Genomic DNA, 20,127 nt, shown 5'->3' on the forward strand with positions numbered 1-20,127 from the left:
CTAGTCTGTAATCTTTTTTCCTGTCAGATCATCTATTCTTATTCTAAATACGATGGTTGTATTTTTGGTTTCTTTTTTGTGTGAAAAATCTCCAATACAATTTACTTCTTTATGTTCTTTTTTTAAAATAAGCTCTTTAATTCCTGCTGAAAACTCATGTAAATCTTTCTTTGCCTCAGAACCAGATAACTCTTCATAAAATCCGTGAACTAATACAGAATTACAAACGTTGCTGTCTGCTTTTTCTGAAACTAATAGAGAAACTTTTCTATTATCTCTCATTGATTTTGTTTTATGTCCATCTTCAGAATAACCAATAATAATATCTTCCTTTTCAAAAAAATAGGTCATTGGTACAACAAAAGGTCTATCGATATAAATATATCCTAATTGACCTATATAATTATTTGCTAATAGGTTTTTACATTCAGAATCGTTTAAATTTGTTATCATGATGCTAAGTTTTGGTTAAAACAGATAACTAAGCTAGTTAAAATCAGATATATAAAACATGATATAAATCAGTTTTCCATGATTTGTGTTATTTCTTATTTTAAATTAGAAGTACTATAATCTTTTGATAGCCTAAAATAACTAAGCCTAAAAGTATAAATAATCAATTTTTTTACCAGAAATTATTTTAGCATTTTATTCATTTTCATAAAAGTTAAGTTTGTTTTGCAAATTATTTATTTCTTTTTTTAAAGAATCTACTTGGTTTAATAAGTTATAAATTGCATCAACCCCTTCTAGATTTATGTTTAAATCATAATGCAACCGAATCATTTTTTCTACTTCTGTTATTTGCGTAATTTTAATATAGTTATCATCATTTTCTGCAATAACCTCTATTAATTCATACTCTTTTAATTCGTTTATAAAAGCTGTAGGTATGCTGTAATGCTCACAAAATTGCTGAATAGATATTAAATTTTGAGTTTCCATATTTAGCGTTGTTTTTGTAATTCTTTAATTAATTCTATTTCTTTTTCGTTTAATTTAGTAGGTATTTTAAGTTGATAGGTAATGTATAGATCTCCAAACTGACCTTCTTTTCTATATTTAGGAAATCCTTTTCCTTTCAGTTTTACTTTGGTTCCGTTTGCTGTTTCTGGTTTAATGGTTAATTTTACTTTACCATCAAAAGTATCAACCATTAAATCACCACCTAGTAATGCGGTGTATAAATCTAAATCAACATCAATATAAAGATTGTCTTTGTCTCGTTTAAATTTGGTGTTATTTAGAATAGAAAACTGAATGTATAAATCTCCATTTGGGCCACCATTTACACCTTTTCCTCCGTGTCCTTTTATTTTGATGTTCTGACCGTTTTCTACACCAGCCGGAATTGTAATTCTAATGTTTTTACCGTTAACAGTAATTACTTGTTTTTGGGTTTTGTAAACATCTTTTAAGTTTAATTGAATTTCAGAATTATAATCTTGTCCTCTATATTTTGCATTTGTTCTTCTTCCAGAAGCCCCACCACCGCCAAACATGTCTCCAAAAATATCAGAAAAATCTTCTTGAGAATACCCACCTTGACTACTTTGAGATCTTCTTTGATGCTCTTGTTGTCTTTGTTTTTCTTGTTCGTAAGCCTCTCCGTTTTGCCAATGTTCTCCATAGGTGTCGTATTTCTTACGATTTTCTTTGTTGCTTAAAACTTCATTGGCTTCATTAATGTCTTTAAAGTTTTTCTCGGCAGTTTTATCATTCGGATTTAAATCTGGATGGTGTTTTCGTGCTAATTTTCTGTAGGCTTTTTTAATATCAGCTTCAGAAGCACTTTTAGTAATTCCTAATATTTTGTAATAATCTACAAAGGCCATTTGTTAGTTTTTTTATGTTATAAGAGCATCAATAAAGATATTAAAATTAAATTTAAAATAAAATGAGAATTGTCAGTTCTTAAAAAAATTAACTTATTATTCTGCCATCTTCCATGGTAATAATTCTATCTGTTTTTTTTGCAAAATCCTCATCATGTGTTACAATAAGTAAAGACAAACCTTGTTCGTTACTTAATCGTCTAAAAATGTTAAAAACATTATCAGAGTTATGACTATCTAAATTTCCGGTTGGCTCATCTCCCATAATTATAGAAGGGTTATTAATTAGAGCCCTTGCAATGGCAACTCGTTGTTTTTCACCTCCAGATATTTGTGATGCTTTTTTTTGAGCTAGATGCTCTATGTTTAACATCTTTAATTTTAACATTGCATCCTGCGCTATTTCTTGAAAAGATTTTTCTCCTAATTTTTTAGCAGGAAGCATTACATTTTCTAGCACAGAAAATTCTGATAATAAATAATGAAATTGAAAAACAAAACCAATATGTTTGTTTCTAATATGTGCTAATTTGTCTTTTTTATCTCCAGAAATTAATTGGTTGTCTATATATAATTCTCCTTCATAATCTGTATCCATCGTAGATAAAATATACAATAATGTAGATTTACCACAACCAGATTTCCCTACTATAGAAGCAAACTCGCCTTTTTTAATTTTAAAATTAATATCTTTTAATACATGAAAAGATACAGGCTTTTTAAAAAATTTATTAATATTTTTTGCTTCTAAAATTGTATTCATTTTACTGGCCTCTTATAATTTTAACGGGATCTATTTTTTTTGCTTTTTGAGAAGGTAAGTAACCTGCAAAAAAAGTGGATACGATGGCAAATACAATTCCTATAAAGTAATACCAAATATTAAAATCTATTGGATATGTTTTTAGCCTTGGTAAAGCTGCTGTTTTATAGGGAATTGTATGAATAATATTAGTGAATAGAAGTCCTAAAAGTAACCCAAGAACACCACCTACGATTCCTATAATCATTGCCTGACTCATAAAAATCATTTGTACATCTTTACCCGAGAAACCAACTGCTTTTAGAATAGCAATGTCATTCATTTTTTCATAAATAAGCATATTTAAAATGTTATAAATTCCAAAACCAGCTACAATTAACAACGTAAAAGAAACCGCATAGGTTATTAAATTTCTTATAGAAGTACCTGTTTCAAATTGTGCGTTGGCAGTATTAATATCTACTGCTTTTAGGTTAAATTGTTGTTCAATATTTTTAGCAAGAGGGAGTGCCTTTTCTATATTGTATAATTTTACATTAATATCTGTAACATAGTTTTTAGCTTCTCCTAAAATGGTTTGTACTGTTTTAATATTTGTAAAGCTTTGTATAGCGTCTATCTCTGTATTTCCACTTTGATAAATACCAACAATTTTTAAAGGAAAAACATCGCCTTTTATGGTACTAATTTGAACTCTTTCTCCAATGGATAATGACATCTTTTTGGCAACTCCAGAGCCAATTATAATACTGTTTTCTGTATTTTTTAAATCCTTTGGAGAACCTTTAATTACATAATCTTTAAAATTAAAAAGCCTTGCTTCTTCTAATGGATTTATTCCCGTTATGTTTCCACCAAGCTCTATAGATCCTGAGATGTAGAATATATTTGTTTTTATTTGAGAAATGGCTCCTTTAACATCTTTAAGGTTATTTAAATACTTAATAATAGGCAATGCATTATGTATTTTTTTCTGATTTAATTTTGGTTTAATAGAGTGTACAACATTAAAACTATTCTTATAACTATCAAATAAAGAAATAGGTTGTTGTTTAGAGGGTTCTATTTCATTATAAATATGAATATGAGGTGTTTGATTTAGAATTAAATCATCTAAAACATTATTTAAACCCGTCATAAAACTAACCAAAGTAATGTAGGATGCTATGCCAAAAGTAACTCCCAAAGCAGCAATAGTAGATTGCTTAAATTTAGAGAGCAAATGTGTTTTTGCAATATTTAGTATGATGGGCCATTTTACCATTATTCTGGTTTGTAAATTGTGGTGTTTTTTGAGATTCCAGAAAGCACCTCTATAAACTCCATATTTTGCAGACCTATACTAATATCTACCAAGCCATCGTCTGTTTTTACTTTGTTAAAATCTGCAAGATATTCCTTAGGTATGGTAAGTACAGAATCTTTTTTATTGATAATAATATTTGCTTCACCAGAAAGACCTGGATACAATTTTTCAGGAGCTTTATCAAACAATGCTTCTACCTTAAAAGTTTGGTTTCTGGTGTCTTTTAGAGGGTAAATTTTAGAGACTTTCCCTGTAAAAATGCGCCCATTATAAGCATCTAAACTAATAATTACTTTTTGGTTTTTGCTTATTTTTACTATATCTACTTCATCTACCAACATTTCTATTATAAAATTAGTTGCACTACCAATGGTAGCCACAGGTGCTGTAGTAGTTATAGTTTCTCCTGGTTCTTTAAAAAGTGCGTATACTTTTCCGGTTATGCTACTTTTTACTCTAAAATCTTTGGTGTTAATTAAGGAAGATTTATAATTGTTTTCTGCTTGTTTTACAGTATTTAATAATTGACTTTCTGTTCTGTTGTAGTTGTTTTTTATGAGTTGTAAATCATTTAAAGATAACTCATAATTTAGTCTTTTTGTATCGTATGCTACTTTAGAACCTATTTTTTGATTCCATAGATTTTGTTGTCTTACAAAATTGATAGAATCATTTCTAAATTTAATTTTAGCCGCAACAATTTCATCTTTAAGACCTTTTAGAATTGCTGCATTTCCGTTGTAATTTTCTTTTGCTAATGTTAAAGATAATTTAGCATTTTCGGTATTTAGTTTAGGTGCGTTATTAACTACTTGTACAATAGCGGTTCCTTTAGATATTACCTGATTTTCTTCTACTAAGTTTTTTTCTAAAATACCAGCTACAGATGCGTAAACTTGATATAAACTATCTGGCTGAATAGTAACAGAAGTATAAACAGATTCTGTAATACTTTTATATACTGGCACTATTTTTTCTTCTTTACTAGTGCATGAAGTAATAGCTACTATAAGCCAAAATATAAGAGTTAATTTTTTCACATCTATTTTTATGTTTTTTTTAATTCAATACTTAGTCTTGCAACCAACATTAATTCCGATTTATTTATATCTGCAACAGAAGCAGCTATTTTACTTGCTGTTTTCAGTATAAGACTGTTAATCTCTTTTGTAAACAAAGAAGGATGTTCTTTTTTAAAGTCGATAAACTCATTATAACAAGTTTCAGAATTCAAAAAACTTTCATTGTTTAACCAATCGAAAACAGTTTCAATTTGATAGGCAGCATCAGAATGAAAATCATCATCAACTGGGTCTACTTTTGTCCATTTCTTTTTTACAATTTCTTTTAAAACATTAAACTCTACTTCTTCTACAACATTATCAGCCGCAGCAATTGCAAAGAATAATTTTCCAAGGTTTTCATAAAAAGAAATAATAGTGTTTTGTGAAGGTTTCATAATCAGTAATTTATGAATAAAAGTAAAATTATAGAATTATGTGTCATAAAATTATGATAATAGTCAGTAAATGCTATAATTTCAATCTAAAATTTAGTATTTTTATTTTTTGTTTAATTTGATAATTTATTACTAAAATGCTAAATAAAGAGCAAGATATTTTTAATGTACTTTTTGAAGCCGTCTCTGAGGGGGTTGTAGTTGTAAATGATAAACAAAATATAGTTTCTGTAAATACATCTGTAGAAAAAATGTTTGGCTACAACCCTAGAGAACTTGTAGGAAAGGCCTTAAATATTTTAATACCACGTAATTATCATGCTGGTCATGGGGCTCATTTTAAGGGTTTTATGAATAATAAAGAAAAAAGGCAGATGGGTAATGGGAGAGATTTGTATGGCGTTAGAAAAAATGGAGATGTATTTCCGTTAGAAGCAGGTTTAAATCCGTTTGAAATTTATGGAGAAACATTTGTTATGGCTTTAGTTATAGATATTTCTGTGAGAAAACAGCAAGAAGAAGAAATCTATAAATTAAATGAAGAGCTAGAAAAAAAGGTTTGTGAAAGAACCAAAGAATTAAGTAAAACGGTTCATGAATTAAAGGAGGTAAATATTGAATTAGATGCCGAAAACCATAAGAGAATAGAAGCCGAAAACCAAATTAAGGCTGCTTTAAAAAAGGAAAAAGAGCTGAACGAATTAAAAACCAAATTTTTATCGTTAGTTTCTCATGAATTTAAAACACCTTTAAGTGGTATTTTAACCTCTACCATGTTGTTGGGTAAATACAAATTAGCAGAACAACAAGAAAAAAGAGACAAGCATTTAGAAACCATAACCAATAAAGTTCATTATTTAAATAATATTTTAAATGATTTTTTATCAATAGAAATATTAGATTCAGGTAAAATAAATTACAAATTTCATACTTTTAAACTAAGTAAGGTAGTAGATGAGGTAATTTATAATGCAAATATGCTTTTAAAAGAAGGGCAAAGAATTAAATATCCAGAAGATATAGATGAAATATCTTTAACTCAAGATGAAAAAACAGTGGCATTAGCGTTGACTAATTTAATAAACAATGCTATTAAATATTCTCCAGAAAATACAGAAATAAATATAGAAATAAGGCAAGATAAAACCACTACCACTATTAAAATTATAGACAATGGTATTGGCATTCCAAAAGCAGATCAGAAAAATATATTTAATCGTTATTTTAGGGCAGAAAACGCTTTACTTACAGAAGGAACAGGAATTGGATTAAATATTATTAAAAGTCATTTAAACAATTTAGGAGGAACTATAACTTTTGAAAGTGAAGAAAATATTGGATCTACTTTTACAATGAAGATTATTAATAAGGCAATATGAGAAAAATACTATTAATTGAAGATGATGTAGTTTTAAGAGAAAACACGTCAGAACTTTTAGAATTATCTAACTATGAAGTTATAAATGCTTCTAATGGTAAAATAGGGGTACAACTAGCAAAAAAAATAGTGCCAGACATTGTTGTTTGTGATATTATGATGCCAGAACTAGATGGTTATGGTGTATTAGAAGCTTTAACCAATAACGAAAAAACACAACACATCCCTTTTATATTTTTATCTGCAAAAACAGAAAGAATAGATGTAAGAAAAGGAATGGATTTAGGTGCAGATGATTATATAACCAAGCCTTTTAGTGAAGATGAACTTATAAATGCAATAGAAAGTAGACTTGCAAAAGCGGCTATTTTAAAAGATCGTAGAGAAACAAAACTAGCAGTAAAAGAGGAAAAAGATGACATTAGAAGCCTTAATGATTTAAAAAATTATTTTGAAGATAATGGAGAAACCTTTCTTTTTGCTAAAGATGCAACAATTTATAAAGAAGGTAATAACTCTAATTACATTTACTTAATAAATAGCGGACTTATAAAATGTCATAAGCTAGATGAGCAAGGTAAACAACTTACAACAGCGCTGTATAAAGAAGATGATTTGTTTGGGTATACCTCTTTTTCTCAAAATTTAGCGTATCAAGAATCTGCCACGGCAATTAAAGAAACAGAACTGGTTGGGCTTTCTAAAAAAACATTAACCAGCGTTTTAAATAAAAACCATAAAGTAACTTTAGAGTTAATAGAATTGTTAACAGAAGATTTAGCCGTTGTAAAAGACCAACTTTTGCAAATGGCGTATAGCTCTGTAAGTAAAAAAACGGCAAAGACAATTTTAATGTTTGCAGAAAAATTAAATAGAAAACCAGAAGATCAAATTAAAATTTCTAGAAACGATTTGGCAAGTGTTGCAGGTATTGCTACCGAAACATTAATAAGAACAATGTCTAGCTTTAAAAAACAAGGTTTAATAGAAATTGAAGGTAGAACTATTAGAATTTTAGACTTAGAAAAATTAAGAGATATTTGTTGATGTTAAATGAATTAGCGTCTATATGACCAATATCATTTTTTAAAATGCATTCTAGCGATAAATTTGTCTTTTAGATAAAAGATGAATTTAAATGAAAACTATTTTACTCCCTACAGATTTTTCAGACAATTCTTGGAATGCAATTGAGTACGCTTTAAATTTTTATAAGCACTCAATGTGCAATTTTTACCTATTACATGTTAATCGATTAAATGACGTTGTAATGGAAGATTATCTTTATAAAAATGCCCAAGATCTTCTTGTAGATGTAAATGTAGAAAGTTCAAAAAAACAATTAAAAGACCTTCAAAAAAAAATAACGTTAAACTTTAAGAATAAACACCATAAATTTTACACCGTAACAGATTCTAACTTTTTTATTGAATCTATTAGACAGCATGTACAAGAGAAAAAGGTAGATGTAATTGTTATGGGAACAAAAGGAGCCAGTGGTTTTGCTGGGTTTATTACAGGTAGCAATACAGGAGATGTTATTACAAAAGTAAAATGTACAACTTTAGTGGTACCCGAAAATGCTAAATTTAATAAAATAGAAGAAATTGCGTTTCCCACAGATTTTTCATTATCTAACGATTTACAATTATTACAACCCATAATAGATATTTTAGAAGAGAAAAAAGCATCTTTACGAGTTTTAAATATTAGTAAAAAAGTTACCGCTTTAAATGATGATCAACAAAAAAGCAAAGAATTATTAGAAGATTATTTTTATAATTATAAACACAGTTTTCATTTTTTAACAAATAAAAAAGTGGAAGATGCTGTACAATGTTTTGTAAATAGTAGAAATATAGATATGATTGCTATGGTAGCAAAAAATCTTAATTATTTTCAACAAATATTATTTCATACTAAGGTAGCCGAAATAAGTTATCATACAGATGTTCCTTTTTTAGTACTTCATGAATAAAAACAATATGTTATGGATAATTCAATTTTTTTAGCAAAGTTTTGGGGGTATTACTTACTTATTTTTTTCGTTATACTAAGTTTTAATCCGAAAAGGATAAGACAAATTTTTAACGATTTAGAAGATCAAAAATTTTTGATTATTCTATCTTTTTTATCAATTATAATAGGATTGATAAATATTTTACTTCATAATATTTGGGAGCCTAATTGGAAATTCATAATTACTTTTATTGGATGGGCTTCATTACTTATTGGGTTGTTTCTTTTTATTTTTCCGAAGCGAACCATAAATTGGTTAAAATTTGTAAACATTAAATTTGTACAAGTAATATATACACTACTTTTTCTAATAGGTTTATATCTATTAAATATAGCGTACGCTATTATAATAATTTAATTTATCTAAAGGGCCTCTTGCCTTATGGATAGATTGTTTCAAGATTTTTATTATTAACTTAAACACCATAAAGATGAAAATAAATATTCAATTTGTTAACATGTCTACAAGTGAAACTATGGAAGCTTATACCGAAAAAAAGCTAGATGGTTTGGTTAGAAAATTTGATAAAATTATAAAAGTAAATGTGTCTTTTAAAAAAGAAAACGACTCTAAAGATAAAGGCGTTATTTGCGAAATGGAGTTAAGTGTTCCAGGACCAAGATTGTTTGCTTCTTCTAATGAAAAAAATTATGAACTTGCTGTTAAAAACACCATTTCAGATTTAGAAAAGCAATTACTAAAGAGAAAGGCAATTACAAAACCTTATCTGTAAGGTCAGATAAATGTACCGTTAAATTATTATCAGACTAATAAAGACTTGTTTTTAGTCTGATAATAATTCTGCAATAGATGTGCTCTATATTTCTTTTGATAATTAATCCTTTACTAAGGAAAACTTAAGAAAATTAGAGGTTCATTTTATACTTAAAAAGCAACATATTCTATTTTAAAACCATGTAGATAAATAAGTTTATCTACAAAAAGCCCTTCTTTGGGGTTACAAAATAGTATGCATAATTTAGAATTTTATTAAAAATAAACATCATGAAAAATATACTTTTACCAACAGATTTTTCCGATAATGCATGGAATGCAATTAAATATGCAATTCAATTATTTAAGGATGAAAAATGTAATTTTTTTATAATGAATACTTATACACCAATAATTTATGATGTAGAGTATATGAACCCAGGTGTAGATAGGTTTAATTTAATTGATGTAGTAAGAAATACATCAGAGAAAGGGGTTGATAAACTTCAGAAAAAAATTGAAAGTCAATTTAAAAACCCCAATCACACATATCATAAAATTTCCTCTTTTAATACTTTAACAAGTGAAATAGAAGAGTTGCATGACAAACATGTAATGGACCTTATTGTAATGGGAACCAAAGGAGCAACGGGTTTATCAGAAATTTTATTTGGATCTAATACTGTACATATCATTAAAAATGCAAAATGCCCAGTGTTGGCAATACCAAGTAATTTTGCTTTTGAAGCTCCAGATGAAATTTTATTTCCTTCTGATTATGAAGTTTCTTTTAATAAAAAACAGGTAAAACAAATTGTAGATATTGCGGTTTCTAATACTGCTAAAGTTAATATTTTAAACACAACTTATGGCGATGATTTATCTAAAAATCAAGAAGAAAATAAACAAAAATTAGACGAATTATTTAAAAATGTTACCCATATATTTCATAGTGTAAGCAACCAAAGTGTAACGGGAGCAATTTCTGAATTTCAATTAAAAACGAGAATTAACCTGTTAGTAATGATTAACAACAAGCATTCTTTTTTCGAAAATTTATTTTTTAAATCAACAATTAGTCAAATAGGTTTTCATTTAAATGTACCTTTCTTAGTAATACCATCCGGAAAAAAGAAGCACTAAACTAAATAGGAAACACCATTAAAAAAGATATATCAGAATTAAAAAGAGTTTTCTAAACTTTAGAAAAGACAACTTTTTAATTCTGATATATATCATAGTATAATTCAGGGTTTTAAGCTAGCTTTAAAAAGTAATCTTAAATAGATGTAATATAAAAACTACGGGAGTCTAGTTAGACAAACGGAAAGCACTTGTTTATAAAATTACAAAAGAAACATAAGTATTTAAAACAAATACATAGAACATTTTAATATTTCTGGAGGATTTGGAATACGTTTTAAAGAAGGCTCACAAGATGGATGATACAGACATAAATATCATAAAGTATTCTGGTAAAAAAGTAAAATTTTCTATTCATAAGCTACGTGCCTCTTTAAAAAGAACAGGTGCAGAAGATGCTGTTGTAAATCAGATTATAAACAAAGTAAGAGATGAATTGTATCAAGGAATTTCAACTAAAGAAATTTACAATAGAGCATTTGCATTGCTTAAAAAGAAGAAAAGTTGTTTAGCATCTAAATACAAATTAAAAAAAGCAATTTACGAATTAGGCCCAACAGGTTTTCCCTTTGAAAGATTTGTAGCAGCAGTTTTAAAATATGCAGGCTATAGTGTAGAAGTAGGTACCATATTAAACGGTAAATGTGTTACCCATGAAATAGATGTAATTGCCAATAAAAATAATGAAACTACTATTGTAGAATGCAAGTTTCATGGGCAACAAGGTTTTAATTGCAATGTAAAGATTCCGTTATATATTAATTCTAGGTATTTAGATGTAAAAGCCTATTGGAATGCAAACAACAAAACAGGGCATAAATTAACAGAAGGTTGGGTGGTTACAAACACAAGGTTTACAGAAGATGCATTAAAATTTGGTAGCTGTTGCGGTTTGTATTTATTAAGTTGGGATTATCCTAAAGGAAATGGTTTAAAAGACAGAATAGACCGTTTAGGTTTATATCCAATAACCGTTTCTACATTGCTTACCAAGAAAGAAAAAGAGTTTTTATTAAATAGAAATATAGTGTTATGTAGAGAAATAATAGAAGACGTTTTTTACTTAGATCATTTAGGTATTTCTACGATTAGAAAAGATAGAATACTAAATGAAATTAAGCAATTGTGTAACAGTAAAAATCACTAAAAGATGGAACATTTTGCTAAAATAAATTTTTTGGGAGCTGCAGGTGTAGTCACTGGCTCAAAATTTTTAATTGAAACTTCAGAAAAAAATATACTCATAGATTGTGGTATGTTTCAAGGTTTAAAAGAACTAAGAGAACTGAACTGGAAAGATTTACCTGTAGATGTAAGTAAAATTGATGTAGTGCTTTTAACACATGGTCATTTAGATCATGTAGGTTATTTACCAAGATTGGTAAAACAGGGCTTTACAGGTAAAATTATTGGAACAGCACCTACTTTGTCTATTGCAGAAATTATATTAAAAGACAGTGCTAAAATTAATGAAGAAGAAGCAGAAAAAGCAAACAAAGAGAAGTATTCTTCTCACAAACCAGCTTTACCGTTTTACACGATTAGAGATGCCGAAAAAACGATACATCAATTTGAAGTAGGAGTTGAAAATAAGTGGATTGTTTTATCAGAAAATATTACCTATCGTTTTCAATATAATGGTCATATTATTGGCGCCACTTTTATAGAGTTAGATATTAATGGAAAACGTTTTGTCTTTTCTGGAGATATTGGTAGAAGTAATGATTATCTATTAGATGAACCCAAAACTCCAGAATGGGCAGATTTTTTATTTATAGAAAGCACGTATGGTAATAAATTACATCCGGTAGAAGATGTAGAAAAAAAATTAACGGGCATTATTAAAGATACTATTCAAAAGAAAGGAAACTTGATCATTCCTAGTTTTGCTGTAGAACGCCTACAAACCCTTATGTATATCTTATGGAAGTTATACAAAGAAAACAAGATTCCTAATATTCCAATATTTGTAGATAGCCCAATGGGCAACAGAGTTCTAGATGTTTTTAAACGTTTTCCTAAATGGCATAAATTACCAATGGAAGAATATAATGCCATGTGTAATCATATAAATATTATACAATCTTATAAAGAAACATGGAAAACTATAGATGATAAAAGGTCTAAAATTATAATTGCAGGAAGCGGCATGGTAACTGGCGGTAGAGTGCTAACCTATTTGCAACAAATGATAGATGAATCTTCTACAACTGTTTTATTAGTAGGCTATCAGGCAGAAGGAACCCGTGGTAGACAACTGTTAGAAGGTGCGCACGAAATTCGTTTTTATGGCAAATATTATCCTGTAAAAGCAGCTGTTAAAACCATAGAAAGTTTGTCTGCGCATGCAGATCAGCAAGACTTATTAAACTGGATGAAAAACATTAAAAATGTTCCAGAAAAGGTATTTTTAATTCATGGTGAACCTACGGTTTTAGATGCTTTTAGAGTGAAAATAAAAGACACTTATAATTGGAATGCAGTTATTCCAAAATTAGAAAATGTAGAAGAGATTGTAATATAATTAAATTCAAATAAAATGGACGTAGAGAATATTTATAAAAGTTTTAATGAAAACAAATCTATAGAAGAATTGAAGTACAATATGCTGCAATATAAAACGAGATTAAAAGAAGAAATTATAGAATATAAATTTTATAAAAACCTTTTAGAAGCCTCTATCTTTAAAGTAGATACTAGAAATTTATTCGAAAATTTAGAGATGTTTAAGAAAGATATAACTAGTACAGAAAATGAAGCTTTAGCATTGTTAAAAGAAATTGAAATACATTCAAATTCAATTACAAATAAACTTGAATGTGAAGATTTATTTTGTGATAATTTTTTTATAAAAACGCATGATGATTTAGAAAAGAAAACCTATCAATTCTTTATTCAATGTACAAATTTTAAAATTAAAATATTCGAATATTTAGAAAGTACCTTAAAGCAATAAGTACTAGTAATTTTGCAGCGCTCTGATGTATATCATTTTATATTTTTTGTTTTCAATGTAACTTAGTAGCACTAATCTATTTTAAATCTGAATTTAATACTTTTTATCATGAAAATAAAACAAGTAAATACTAGTTTCATAGAGTGGTTAAGTGCAGAGGAAATGCATAATGACTCTAAAGAATGGCTTTTAGAATTAGAATTTTTAAATGATGAATATCTTTTTTTTGAAGATTTAGTAAAATGGAATACTCTTCAATTAATCGATTTTCAATCTTATGCTAAAAGTAAAGAAATTATAGAAATTTTAAGTAGCTCTAAAAAGACCAATGACGACTTAATTAAATTGGTGAAAGAACATGAAAATAATCTGCAAGTTTTAGTAGACGGAATAGATGAACCTAAAAAAGAACAAGGTTATAAAAACAAGCATAAAACTTTAATTGTTTTGTTTAAAAATCATTTAAAAGAGCACAGAGAATTGAAACGAAATTTATACAATATTTTTAAAAAAATCAATAAAACAGAAAAACAAAAAAGAATAATAGATGTAGAATAAAATGACCACAAGCTGAAAAAATGACTTAAAGAAGGGTTAAGAATTGTGGAACAAATTTAGGCTAGTAGTTATGTTAACGCTATTTTATTTACAAGAACTATAGGTATAGAAAACAAAACCGTGTACACGAAAACATTTAGATATAAGTTTTAAGGATGACTATTATGTGCATCAATAAATTTATTACAATCTAGAATATTATAAAAATTTAAATATTTTCAATACAGGAACTTCGTTACACTGTATCTGTTTTTTAAAAGAAAGAGAACTAATATAGAAAGGTGCAATTGATATTATTGATTCATCTTCTATAAAAGAAACGGTAGATGCTTATGTAAATTTATTAGTTTTTGCTTTAGAAGAAGAACTTTTAAGGAAATAAGAAACAGAATAAAAACAGGAAGATAAGGCTGCGTAAAATTGTATTGAAAAAGAGGAATCCGCCCATTTTTTGGGTGGATTCTTTTTTATTTATATACAACTGTCCTGTTTTGTATTTGTTTTTCGTTCAGTTGATTAAATCTTTTTTTTGTTAAAAAAAACCAAAAACATACTCATTAAACGTCTAGTTAAAATAACGAAAGCAATTTTTTGTAACTTCCAACTTTAATTTAAAACTTATTTTCTATGCCAAATTACACACTTCATATTAACGGAACAGCGCGTAAAGTAACTGCCGATGCAGATACGCCATTGTTATGGATTTTAAGAGATGAACTCAATTTAGTGGGTACAAAATTTGGTTGCGGTATTGCGCAATGTGGCGCATGTACAGTACATATAGACGGCGTTGCAACAAGAAGTTGTCAAATGCAAGTTTCTATTTTAGATGATGTAAAAATCACTACCATAGAAGGATTGTCTGATGATGGAAAACACCCAGTGCAAGAAGCCTGGAAAGAGATTGATGTGCCTCAATGTGGGTATTGCCAAGCAGGACAAATTATGACTGCTTCTGCATTTTTAGCGGAAAATAAAAACCCTTCAGAAGAAGAAATTAGAGAAGCCATGCACGGTAATATTTGTAGATGTGCTTCTTATAATAGAATTGAAAAAGCGGTAAAAGTTGCTGCAAATAAAATGTCTTAATCATAAAACTACTTCACAAAATGGAATCTATTACAAAGAATAATTTTAGCAGAAGAAACTTTTTAAAGGCATCAGTTTTAGCAGGTGGTGGTATTTTAATTGGGTTTAATTTATTAACGGCTTGTAAACCAGAGGCAGTAATGCCTGTAGATATTACAAAATTAAATTTCAATGATTTTAATGCATTTATTAAAATTTCTGATGATGGTTATGTTACTATTTTTTCGCCAAATCCAGAAATTGGGCAAGGTGTAAAAACAGCAATGCCAATGCTTATTGCAGAAGAATTAGATGTTGAGTGGAGTAAGGTAAACGTGGTACAAGGAAATTTAGATACTAATAATTTTACCAGACAAATAGCCGGTGGAAGTCAGTCTATTCGTTTTAGTTGGGATGCTTTAAGACAAACAGGAGCAACCACCAAACAAATGTTGATAAATGCTGCAGCTGCAAAATGGAATGTAGATGCTAATACATGTAAGGCTTCTAAAGGAATTATTACAAACTCAAGTGGTAATACATTAGGCTATGGAGATGTTGTAAAAGAAGCTGCAGTATTAGAAGTTCCAGAAAATGTAAAGTTAAAAGAGGCAAAAGATTTTACAATTATTGGTCAGGAAATTATAAATGTAGATATCGATAAAATTATCACTGGAAAACCTCTTTTTGGATTAGACTATAAAACAGACGGAATGGTGATTGCTTCTGTTTTAAGGCCACCAGCTTTTGGTCAAATATTAGAAAGTTTTGATGCAACAGAAGCAAAGAAAGTAAAAGGTGTAATTGATGTTATTACCATAGGCGATAAAGTAAGAAAGTATGTAGCATCTGGTAAGAAAAATTGGACATTTCAAATGTCTGAAACAGATAAAGTAGTAGTGATTGCAGAAAATACTTGGGCAGCAATTAAAGGTAAAAAAGCACTTACAGCAGTTTGGAAAAAAGACAGTAAATTAGAATCTACAGAAAACCATGATACAGTTTTAACTGAAATTTTAGAAGGCAAAAAATTAAAAACAAGAAGAGAGGATGGAGATATAAAAAAGGCTTTTGCAACAGCAGATAAAGTGATAGAAAAAACATATCATTCGTCTTTTTTACCACACAATTGTATGGAACCCATGAATTTTTATGCTGATGTTACATCAGAAAAAATTCATTTAGCAGGGCCTGTGCAAACACCAGAATTTGCAGCAAATGTGGTTTCAGATTTGTTGGGTTTTGATATTGATAAAATCTCTTTAGAAATGACCAGAATGGGCGGTGGCTTTGGTAGAAGATTGTACGGAGATTTTGTGTATGAAGCTGCAGAAATATCTAATACAATTAAAAAACCTGTAAAATTGGTTTCTACTAGAGAAGATGATATGACAACAGGCGTTTATAAACCTGCTGTAAAATATAGAATAAAGGCAGCTCTAAAAAACGGACAAGTAACCGGTTATCATTTAAAAGAAGCAGCAGTAGGTGGTAATATGTATGGCATAATTGCTAATTTTTTTCCAGCAGGATGTATTCCTAATTATAAAATAGAAACGGGCAGTTATAATAGTAATATTACAACTGGTGCATGGAGAGCTCCTTATACCAACTTTTTGGCATTTGCAGAGCAAAGTTTTTTTGATGAATTAGCATCAGAATTAAATGTAGATACCATTCAATTACGTTTAGATTTATTGCAGAATGTAAAAGGTACTACAGATAAAAAGATACAATATTCTGGACAAAGAATGGAAGACACTATTAAACTAGTGAAAGATAAAGGAAATTGGGGAAAAACAGAAAAAGGAGTTTTTCAAGGTTTTTCTGCATATTATAGTCATAATACACACGTTGCAGAAATTGCAGATATTGTATTAAAAGACGGTCTTCCGGTAATAAAAAAAGTAACTGTTGCCGTAGATTGTGGTATTGTTGTAAATCCAACAGGAGCAAGAAACCAGTTAGAAGGTGGCGTTTTAGACGGAATTGGGCATGCCATGTATGCAGATTTCTCTTTTAAGGACGGAAAACCAAATTCTAAAAACTTTGATACGTATCGTTTAATTAGAATGCAAGAAACTCCAAAAGTGGAAGTGCATTTTGTAGAAAATGATTTATCGCCAACAGGATTAGGAGAACCAGGTTTACCGCCTGCAGGAGGTGCCGTTGCAAACGCAATTAACGCTGCATTAGGAAAAAGAATTTACAAACAACCGTTTATTAACGAATTCAAAAAGAGTAGTGTTTTAGGTTGATCTACTAGAAGTATTAAATTTAAAATGAATTTTGAGTAAAATGAAAATCGCTAAAAACAAATGAATGTTTTAGCGATTTAGCATAGGGAGAGTAACTTTAGTTTGTTATAAATTTAGGGATTTCTAACAAATTACTTCTCTAAATACTTTATAGGGATTATATTTCCTTGGTGCTAAATTATTTAATTATTTGATGTCTAGTGATTTATTTCGTTAAAGTGAATAAAATGATCTGTGAATCGTTTATAATTCTCGATATAAAGTTATATTATGTGTTGTAATTTATGAATAATAATTTATTTCTTGTAAAAAATTGTAATTTTCTTTTAAATATTGAATAATAGTTGTTTTTATTTAAAAACGCTATCCCCTAAAAACTTATTGCTTTGAATAAAGGAGAAGTCTCACAAACCAGATTGTACAATACTGCGTAACTTTATGTGATTTCTCTTTATATCAAAAAAGATAAAACTATATGCAGAAATACTTCTGTGAAAACATAAAAGAAAGTCGCTTTTAGCGACTTTCTTTTATATAAATAAGTTTGTATTAACTAACCTGTTGCCCATTTTTAACTGCCTTTGTAGGTTCTACAAAAGCTAGTTTTCCATCAGGAGTATCTGTCATTAAAATCATTCCTTGGCTTTCTACACCTCTAATTTTTCTTGGTGCTAAATTTACTAATACAGACACTTGTTGGCCAATAATATCTTCTGGAGAAAAGCTTTCTGCAATACCAGAAACAATAGTTCTTGTGTCTATACCAACATCAACTTTTAACTTTAAAAGCTTCTTTGTTTTAGCTACTTTTTCAGCTTCTAAAATGGTACCAATTCTAATATCTAATTTGGTAAAGTCATCAAATTCTATGGTTTCTTTTTGTGGTTCTACCACTTTATTTTCTTGTTCGTTGGCAATTTTAGTCGCTTCTAATTTTTCTACTTGAGCTTCTATCGTTTTATCTTCAATTTTAGAAAACAACAATTCTGCTTTGTTTATTTGGTGAGCTGCTGGTAATAAAACATCCTTTTCTGTAACATCTTCCCAAGAAAGAGCATCATCAATATTTAAAATCCCTTTTAATTTATCTGAAGTAAACGGTAAAAATGGTTTAGAAACTACGGCTAAAGCAGCAGAAATTTGCAAAGCAATATACATAATTGTTTGTACGCGTTCTGCATCTACTTTTATAACTTTCCAAGGCTCTTCATCTGCTAAATACTTGTTACCAAGTCTAGCTAAGTTCATTAATTCTTGGCTTGCTTCTCTAAAACGATATCTTTCAATAGACTTTCCAATAATATTCGGAAACTCTTTTACAGCAGCTAAAACATCTTCATCTACTTCTGTAAAATCATTTGGAGCAGGAACAATCCCTTCATAATATTTATTGGTTAAAACCACTACTCTGTTAATAAAATTACCAAAAATAGCAACCAATTCGTTGTTGTTTTTAGCCTGAAAATCTTTCCAAGTAAAATCGTTGTCTTTACTTTCTGGTGCGTTTGCCGTTAAGGTGTAACGTAAAACATCTTGCTGATTTGGAAATTCTTCTAAATATTCGTGTAACCAAACAGCCCAATTTTTAGACGTTGATAATTTATTTCCTTCTAAATTTAAGAACTCATTTGCAGGTACATTATCTGGTAAAATATAATCTCCGTGTGCTTTTAACATGGCAGGGAAAATAATACAGTGAAAAACAATATTGTCTTTCCCTATAAAATGCACCAATTTAGTATCGTCTTTTTTCCAGTAATCTTCCCAATTTTTGCCTTCTCTTGCTGCCCATTCTTTGGTAGATGAAATGTATCCAATTGGAGCATCAAACCAAACATATAGCACTTTTCCTTCGGCATCTTTTAAAGGAACCGGAATTCCCCAATCTAAATCTCTCGTTACGGCTCTTGGTCTTAAACCATCTTCTACCCAACTTTTTACTTGTCCGTAAACATTAGGTTTCCAATCTTTTTTATGCCCTTCTAAAATCCACTCACGTAAAAAAGCTTCGTGTTTATCTAAAGGTAAAAACCAGTGTTTTGTTTCTTTTAAACTTGGTGTGTTTCCTGTAATAGAAGATTTTGGGTTTATTAAATCAGTTGCATTATGGCTTGTTCCGCAGTTTTCACATTGGTCTCCATAACTTTCTTCGAAACCACATTTTGGGCACGTTCCAACCACAAATCTATCTGCTAAAAACTGATTTGCTTCTTCATCATACAATTGAGCAGAAACTTCTTCTATAAATTCGCCATCATTATACAATTTTGTAAAAAAATCAGAAGCAGTTTCATGATGAATTTTAGAGGAGGTTCTAGAGTAGTTATCAAAAGAAATTCCGAAATCTTCAAAAGATTTTTTAATAATTCCGTGGTATTTATCAATAATCACTTGCGGAGAAACACCTTCTTTTTTTGCTTTCATTGGTATGGCAGCACCGTGCTCATCCGAACCAGAAATGTAGGCAACATCATTACCCGTTAAACGTAAATAACGCGCATAAATATCTGCAGGAACGTAAACGCCTGCTAAATGACCAATATGTATGGGACCGTTTGTATATGGTAAAGCGGCAGTAATTGTATATCTTTTTGGAGCACTCATGTGTTCTATGTATTAATTTTGGACTGAATTTTGAAGTGCAAAAGTACGAAAAAGGGAGTTTTAAA

The 20,127-nt window shown here is 29.1% G+C and carries 19 protein-coding genes; 11 read left to right on the top strand and 8 right to left on the bottom strand.

Going from position 1 to position 20,127, the window contains the following annotated elements:
- The 7 genes from MPF19_RS01670 to MPF19_RS01700 all read right to left on the bottom strand — a co-directional run bounded on the left by MPF19_RS01670 (position 1) and on the right by MPF19_RS01700 (position 5,363).
- Positions 1-453, bottom strand: coding sequence for a pyridoxamine 5'-phosphate oxidase family protein (locus MPF19_RS01670; protein ID WP_249986503.1), 453 nt, complete (start codon positions 451-453; stop codon positions 1-3).
- A gap of 195 nt (positions 454-648) precedes the next feature.
- On the bottom strand, positions 649-945 hold the full coding sequence (locus tag MPF19_RS01675) for a chaperone modulator CbpM (protein ID WP_203392805.1): 297 nt from the start codon (positions 943-945) through the stop codon (positions 649-651).
- A 2-nt stretch (positions 946-947) separates the two neighbouring features.
- Positions 948-1,835 carry a DnaJ C-terminal domain-containing protein gene (locus tag MPF19_RS01680; protein ID WP_249986504.1) on the bottom strand — a complete coding sequence of 296 codons (888 nt, stop codon included), beginning with the start codon at positions 1,833-1,835 and terminating at the stop codon, positions 948-950.
- Positions 1,836-1,923: 88 nt separating this feature from the next.
- Positions 1,924-2,598, bottom strand: coding sequence for an ABC transporter ATP-binding protein (locus MPF19_RS01685; protein WP_249986505.1), 675 nt, complete (start codon positions 2,596-2,598; stop codon positions 1,924-1,926).
- A 1-nt stretch (position 2,599) separates the two neighbouring features.
- Positions 2,600-3,862, bottom strand: a complete 1,263-nt coding sequence (locus MPF19_RS01690; RefSeq protein ID WP_249986507.1) for an ABC transporter permease — start codon at positions 3,860-3,862, stop codon at positions 2,600-2,602.
- Positions 3,862-4,944: an efflux RND transporter periplasmic adaptor subunit gene (locus MPF19_RS01695; RefSeq protein WP_249986509.1), complete on the bottom strand. Its 1,083-nt coding sequence runs from the start codon at positions 4,942-4,944 to the stop codon at positions 3,862-3,864. The genes MPF19_RS01690 and MPF19_RS01695 overlap by 1 nt, the downstream gene beginning before the upstream one ends.
- Before the next feature lie 8 nt (positions 4,945-4,952).
- On the bottom strand, positions 4,953-5,363 hold the full coding sequence (locus MPF19_RS01700; protein WP_249986511.1) for a hypothetical protein: 411 nt from the start codon (positions 5,361-5,363) through the stop codon (positions 4,953-4,955).
- A gap of 137 nt (positions 5,364-5,500) precedes the next feature.
- Here MPF19_RS01700 and MPF19_RS01705 point away from each other — a divergent pair, with 137 nt between their 5' ends.
- The 11 genes from MPF19_RS01705 (at position 5,501) to MPF19_RS01755 (ending at position 17,458) form a co-directional block, all read left to right on the top strand.
- Positions 5,501-6,742, top strand: a complete 1,242-nt coding sequence (locus MPF19_RS01705; RefSeq protein WP_203392799.1) for a PAS domain-containing sensor histidine kinase — start codon at positions 5,501-5,503, stop codon at positions 6,740-6,742.
- Positions 6,739-7,788, top strand: coding sequence for a response regulator (locus MPF19_RS01710; RefSeq protein WP_249986512.1), 1,050 nt, complete (start codon positions 6,739-6,741; stop codon positions 7,786-7,788). The genes MPF19_RS01705 and MPF19_RS01710 overlap by 4 nt, the downstream gene beginning before the upstream one ends.
- Before the next feature lie 91 nt (positions 7,789-7,879).
- Positions 7,880-8,719, top strand: a complete 840-nt coding sequence (locus MPF19_RS01715; RefSeq protein WP_249986513.1) for a universal stress protein — start codon at positions 7,880-7,882, stop codon at positions 8,717-8,719.
- A gap of 472 nt (positions 8,720-9,191) precedes the next feature.
- Positions 9,192-9,494, top strand: coding sequence for a ribosome hibernation-promoting factor, HPF/YfiA family (gene hpf, locus MPF19_RS01720; RefSeq protein ID WP_249986514.1), 303 nt, complete (start codon positions 9,192-9,194; stop codon positions 9,492-9,494).
- 272 nt (positions 9,495-9,766) lie between these two features.
- The gene (locus tag MPF19_RS01725; RefSeq protein WP_249986515.1) at positions 9,767-10,618 is read left to right on the top strand and encodes a universal stress protein; all 852 of its coding nucleotides are present in this window, start codon (positions 9,767-9,769) and stop codon (positions 10,616-10,618) included.
- A 295-nt stretch (positions 10,619-10,913) separates the two neighbouring features.
- Positions 10,914-11,765 carry a restriction endonuclease gene (locus tag MPF19_RS01730; RefSeq protein WP_203392794.1) on the top strand — a complete coding sequence of 284 codons (852 nt, stop codon included), beginning with the start codon at positions 10,914-10,916 and terminating at the stop codon, positions 11,763-11,765.
- 3 nt (positions 11,766-11,768) lie between these two features.
- A complete protein-coding gene (locus MPF19_RS01735) occupies positions 11,769-13,142 on the top strand; it encodes an MBL fold metallo-hydrolase RNA specificity domain-containing protein (protein WP_249986516.1) in 1,374 nt (457 codons plus the stop codon).
- A 15-nt stretch (positions 13,143-13,157) separates the two neighbouring features.
- Positions 13,158-13,574, top strand: a complete 417-nt coding sequence (locus MPF19_RS01740; RefSeq protein ID WP_249986517.1) for a hypothetical protein — start codon at positions 13,158-13,160, stop codon at positions 13,572-13,574.
- Positions 13,575-13,682: 108 nt separating this feature from the next.
- The gene (locus MPF19_RS01745) at positions 13,683-14,132 is read left to right on the top strand and encodes a hypothetical protein (RefSeq protein ID WP_249986518.1); all 450 of its coding nucleotides are present in this window, start codon (positions 13,683-13,685) and stop codon (positions 14,130-14,132) included.
- A 627-nt stretch (positions 14,133-14,759) separates the two neighbouring features.
- Positions 14,760-15,221 carry a (2Fe-2S)-binding protein gene (locus MPF19_RS01750; RefSeq protein WP_249986519.1) on the top strand — a complete coding sequence of 154 codons (462 nt, stop codon included), beginning with the start codon at positions 14,760-14,762 and terminating at the stop codon, positions 15,219-15,221.
- 20 nt (positions 15,222-15,241) lie between these two features.
- Complete coding sequence (locus tag MPF19_RS01755; protein WP_249986520.1) at positions 15,242-17,458, top strand: xanthine dehydrogenase family protein molybdopterin-binding subunit; 2,217 nt, start codon at positions 15,242-15,244, stop codon at positions 17,456-17,458.
- A 549-nt stretch (positions 17,459-18,007) separates the two neighbouring features.
- Here MPF19_RS01755 and metG read toward each other — a convergent pair.
- Complete coding sequence (gene metG / locus MPF19_RS01760; protein WP_249986521.1) at positions 18,008-20,062, bottom strand: methionine--tRNA ligase; 2,055 nt, start codon at positions 20,060-20,062, stop codon at positions 18,008-18,010.
- Positions 20,063-20,127 lie beyond the last annotated feature (65 nt).

Origin of the sequence: Polaribacter sp. Z014, assembly GCF_023555435.1 — a bacterium.
In the GTDB taxonomy this organism is placed as follows: domain Bacteria; phylum Bacteroidota; class Bacteroidia; order Flavobacteriales; family Flavobacteriaceae; genus Polaribacter.

Excerpts from the sequence above, each read along its gene's own strand:
- MPF19_RS01670 (WP_249986503.1), bottom strand. The coding sequence starts at position 453 with ATGATAACAAATTTAAACGATTCTGAATGTAAAAACCTATTAGCAAAT.
- MPF19_RS01675 (WP_203392805.1), bottom strand. The coding sequence starts at position 945 with ATGGAAACTCAAAATTTAATATCTATTCAGCAATTTTGTGAGCATTAC.
- MPF19_RS01680 (WP_249986504.1), bottom strand. The coding sequence starts at position 1,835 with ATGGCCTTTGTAGATTATTACAAAATATTAGGAATTACTAAAAGTGCT.
- MPF19_RS01685 (WP_249986505.1), bottom strand. The coding sequence starts at position 2,598 with ATGAATACAATTTTAGAAGCAAAAAATATTAATAAATTTTTTAAAAAG.
- MPF19_RS01690 (WP_249986507.1), bottom strand. The coding sequence starts at position 3,862 with ATGGTAAAATGGCCCATCATACTAAATATTGCAAAAACACATTTGCTC.
- MPF19_RS01700 (WP_249986511.1), bottom strand. The coding sequence starts at position 5,363 with ATGAAACCTTCACAAAACACTATTATTTCTTTTTATGAAAACCTTGGA.
- MPF19_RS01705 (WP_203392799.1), top strand. The coding sequence starts at position 5,501 with ATGCTAAATAAAGAGCAAGATATTTTTAATGTACTTTTTGAAGCCGTC.
- MPF19_RS01710 (WP_249986512.1), top strand. The coding sequence starts at position 6,739 with ATGAGAAAAATACTATTAATTGAAGATGATGTAGTTTTAAGAGAAAAC.
- MPF19_RS01715 (WP_249986513.1), top strand. The coding sequence starts at position 7,880 with ATGAAAACTATTTTACTCCCTACAGATTTTTCAGACAATTCTTGGAAT.
- hpf (WP_249986514.1), top strand. The coding sequence starts at position 9,192 with ATGAAAATAAATATTCAATTTGTTAACATGTCTACAAGTGAAACTATG.
- MPF19_RS01725 (WP_249986515.1), top strand. The coding sequence starts at position 9,767 with ATGAAAAATATACTTTTACCAACAGATTTTTCCGATAATGCATGGAAT.
- MPF19_RS01730 (WP_203392794.1), top strand. The coding sequence starts at position 10,914 with ATGGATGATACAGACATAAATATCATAAAGTATTCTGGTAAAAAAGTA.
- MPF19_RS01735 (WP_249986516.1), top strand. The coding sequence starts at position 11,769 with ATGGAACATTTTGCTAAAATAAATTTTTTGGGAGCTGCAGGTGTAGTC.
- MPF19_RS01740 (WP_249986517.1), top strand. The coding sequence starts at position 13,158 with ATGGACGTAGAGAATATTTATAAAAGTTTTAATGAAAACAAATCTATA.
- MPF19_RS01745 (WP_249986518.1), top strand. The coding sequence starts at position 13,683 with ATGAAAATAAAACAAGTAAATACTAGTTTCATAGAGTGGTTAAGTGCA.
- MPF19_RS01750 (WP_249986519.1), top strand. The coding sequence starts at position 14,760 with ATGCCAAATTACACACTTCATATTAACGGAACAGCGCGTAAAGTAACT.
- MPF19_RS01755 (WP_249986520.1), top strand. The coding sequence starts at position 15,242 with ATGGAATCTATTACAAAGAATAATTTTAGCAGAAGAAACTTTTTAAAG.
- metG (WP_249986521.1), bottom strand. The coding sequence starts at position 20,062 with ATGAGTGCTCCAAAAAGATATACAATTACTGCCGCTTTACCATATACA.